Origin of the sequence: Nostoc sp. UHCC 0251, from assembly GCF_034932245.1 — a bacterium.
Lineage (GTDB): Bacteria > Cyanobacteriota > Cyanobacteriia > Cyanobacteriales > Nostocaceae > Nostoc.
This window is the reverse complement of sequence record NZ_JAYGHD010000499.1, coordinates 1-3349: the sequence shown is the minus strand read 5'-3', so window position 1 is coordinate 3349 and position 3349 is coordinate 1. Positions and strand designations below refer to the sequence as shown.

The window sequence follows — 3349 nt, the reverse complement described above, 5'->3', positions numbered from 1 at the left end:
GTAACGCACCGAATCCCTGGTAATAGTGCGTTACGCTGTCGCTAACGCACCCTACTTTTCAAAAATCAAACCGGATTCCTATATACATAGCTTTTCTCAGAAGATATTAGAGGATGTTAAGGAGGTAACTAACATGGCAAAAGAATATATGGAGAGTTTAGAAGCATTAATTGATAAATTGACATTATCCGCAATTTTAGAAATGTTAGAGCGAATATGTCATAAAAAAGCAGAAAATCTGAGAACTCATTGGCAAGATGAGGCTTCTGCAAAGCTTTGGGATAAAGCTGCTAGACAGATAGAACAGATAAATGTTGATATTTGAATAAACAATAAAATCTGATAATTGGCACGAGCCAGCGATGCTTATGCATAGGATAAATGCACCTAAAATTGGCTAGCTAACCAGCAAGCAATTGTGGCTTTAAGAAGATGCTAACTACTTAAAGTGTAGACGTTCATTGCATTACTTTACTATCAATGGGTAGTGATAAGTCACGAGACCATTCATTCCAAGAGCCAAAATAATTTCTGGCAGAAATTCCTGCTTCTTCTAGGGCTATCACTGTATTAGCAGCCCTTGAACCTTTAAAGCAGTAAACGTATACAACTGACTCTGAAGAAATACCTACTGACTGACAAATTTCTCGGATTTCATCTGGCGATCGGAACGTGGGGATTTCCGATTGAGAATTCATCAGATGATGCCATTCTAACCATACAGCGTTAGGGATTCTACCTTTGCGAGGACAAAAATCAGGATTGTAGGGAGAAGAACTCAGCCCAAGCCATTCGTCGCGATCGCGCACATCTAATTTAATGATTGCTGGATTGTCAATTGCTTGCAACATCTCGGTGGTAGTCACCATTATGTCAGCGTTGGGATGCAATCGAAATATGCTGCTTTCACGTAATGGTACTTCATCGGTAGTAGATAATCCTGCGTTGAGCCATGCTCTATATCCTCCGTGTAAAATAGATACCTGAGTGCAACCCAAATATTTCAGTAAGAAAGCTGCTCGACAAGATTGACCATAACCTTTATTTAAAGTATCTTCATACACAATTAATAGTTCCGTACCCGATATTCCCAGCTTGCTCATAATTTCTGCAAAATACTCTTGTAATTTCTTTAATCCTGCTGGGTAGGAATTATCCAAAAGATATGTGAAAAAATCCCTAATATTGATGGATTGAGGAATATGAGAAATAGCATAATCTTCGGGAGATCGCGTATCGATAATTACAGCCCGCGATGACTTTTCTGCTAACAGGGACGTGAGTTCTTGAGGAGAAATGAGGAGTTTTGTATTCACGCTTACATGCTTCTGTTATCGTGCCATTAGGCATTATCGCCCTGGGTAGATTTGGATTTTGGAACGCAAATCACAGAAGAATGAATGTTGAATGTTACAAAAGAACTTTTGTGCCTATTGCCTGCCTATAACTTTTACCTTAAGTTGACACCAATGAATATGTTGTGAGCGTTTAGTATCAGGACTGTGGGGATTTACTAAGGGAATTAGTCCCCAAAGAGAGAACCGCATTCGATCCACAGCCGAAAATTGCCACTCATTTTCAGACTGACTGAAGAAGCAAGAGGAGTCTGGAGTGCGATCGCATGTAAAAAATAGCGTTGTACAGGAGCAGGTAATTCTGCAACTATATTTTTAGTAATGCGATCGCATTCCCATTTTGTTCAAATCGCCATTTTTACAATAATCAGTCCTTTGTAGAGACGGCGATTTATCGCGTCTCTCTAGGTATATCGCAAAATTTAAATATGAGTTTTATATGTTAGCTCACAAAACAAGTCCATTCGTTCAAAACACAAGTCTGTTCTCAACGATTTGTTCTCTATCGTCGTGTAATTACTGATGATATGGAAACTTTCTGTATAATAAATAGTTAGACATCGCCCTTGTTCCAACGAAGCGAGCTATCAAAGCAGATGAATTGCTGATTTGTCCATGCTCCAATCTTTTCGATAATTGGAAATTTCAGATTTTCCCATCTGTCTTGGATCAAATTTAAAGTCAATGCAATTGTGGAGTAATTTTCTATGAGCACACTGTATGACAAGCTTGGTGGCGCAGCAGCAGTCGATCTAGCTGTAGAAAAGTTTTATGAAAAGGTTTTAGCGGATGAGCGGGTTCAGGGCTTTTTTGCTCATACAAATATGCAGCAACAAAAGCAGCATCAAAAAGAGTTTATGATTTATGCTTTCGGTGGTGCCCAGCACTGGAATGGTCGTAATATGAGAGAAGCGCATAAAGAATTAGTAGCTGAGATGGGCTTAACCGATAGCCATTTCGATGCGATCGCAGAGGATTTAGTTGCGACACTGGTTGAGATGGAAGTCCCCCAAACCTTAATTGACGAGGTAGTGCAAATTGTAGGCTCTACTGCTCATCGGAACGACGTCTTAAATCGGTAAGCCAAAGTAGCTAAAATTCCTATCTACGCTTTCTATCTACGCAGAGGCTTTGGTTTACTTGTTGTACCAAGCTTTTCGCCACTGCTGCATTTGCTTAATCTCTGTATTTTGTGCTTTGATAATTTCTTGGGCTAATTGCTTAGTTTCAGGGCGTTTAGACTTACTCAAGACATCTTTTGCCATTGTTACAGCCCCTTCGTGGTGAGGAATCATCGCATTGCTAAAGCGCAGATCAAATTCAGCATCCGCAGCACCTAAATCTTGACTCATCATCATAGCTTTCATTTGCTCAGATGACATTTCCATCATGTGCCCCATTTGACTGTGATAAGCCATTGGTTTATCTCCAGCATTGGGATACCAAGCTTGTCGCCACTGCTTCATCTGAGTGATTTCTTGGTTTTGCGATTTGATGATATCGTCTGCTAGTTTTTTGATTTCAGGACGTTTTGATTTCTGCTGCGCTTCTTTAGCCATTTCCACAGCCCCTTGATGGTGCGGTATCATCGCGTCAATAAACCGTAAATCAAAATTAGCATCGGCTGGGCCTAAATCCATTGTCATACCATGATGATTCATGCTACCACCGTGGTTCATCATCTGCTTGTCGTTAGCGCTGGCGGTTGTCTTGGGTGCTTCGCCTTGGTTCTGGGAAGCATTACTAGCGCAACCTGTGATTAACCCACTGGCTGAAGCGATCGCACTAAAGGTTAACGCCAAAAAGCGATTCCTCAAAGATAGCAGTTGCATAAGTCTTACCTAACAGTTTCCTAATTCTATATTTACCTGTCTCTAAACCAGTGGGAGACATATTTGATATTTTTCCAGATTGATGCCGCTCAATGCGTAATTTCCAATTAAGGGACTTCCAAGAAATAAATTATCCAATCTTGTGGGGTGGGCATCTTGCCC

5 protein-coding genes are annotated in these 3349 nt (G+C 40.5%); 2 read left to right on the top strand and 3 right to left on the bottom strand.

Annotated elements, in window-relative coordinates; genetic code table 11:
* The first annotated feature begins 133 nt into the window (after positions 1-133).
* The gene (locus VB740_RS36250; protein ID WP_323204631.1) at positions 134-325 is read left to right on the top strand and encodes a hypothetical protein; all 192 of its coding nucleotides are present in this window, start codon (positions 134-136) and stop codon (positions 323-325) included.
* 133 nt (positions 326-458) lie between these two features.
* Here the strand turns inward: VB740_RS36250 and VB740_RS36245 are convergent, their stop codons facing one another.
* Together VB740_RS36245 and VB740_RS36240 are read right to left on the bottom strand one after the other, a co-directional pair.
* Positions 459-1316: a sulfurtransferase gene (locus VB740_RS36245; RefSeq protein ID WP_323204630.1), complete on the bottom strand. Its 858-nt coding sequence runs from the start codon at positions 1314-1316 to the stop codon at positions 459-461.
* A gap of 206 nt (positions 1317-1522) precedes the next feature.
* Positions 1523-1666 (bottom strand): DUF6544 family protein, encoded by a 144-nt coding sequence (locus VB740_RS36240; RefSeq protein WP_323204632.1) that lies wholly within the window; start codon positions 1664-1666, stop codon positions 1523-1525.
* Positions 1667-2062: 396 nt separating this feature from the next.
* Between VB740_RS36240 and VB740_RS36235 the strand changes: the two genes are divergently transcribed.
* Positions 2063-2437, top strand: coding sequence for a group 1 truncated hemoglobin (locus VB740_RS36235; RefSeq protein WP_323204629.1), 375 nt, complete (start codon positions 2063-2065; stop codon positions 2435-2437).
* A 54-nt stretch (positions 2438-2491) separates the two neighbouring features.
* On the opposite strand, the gene VB740_RS36230 is transcribed toward VB740_RS36235, so the two are convergent.
* Complete coding sequence (locus tag VB740_RS36230; RefSeq protein ID WP_323204628.1) at positions 2492-3187, bottom strand: DUF305 domain-containing protein; 696 nt, start codon at positions 3185-3187, stop codon at positions 2492-2494.
* Between the last annotated feature and the right edge of the window lie 162 nt (positions 3188-3349).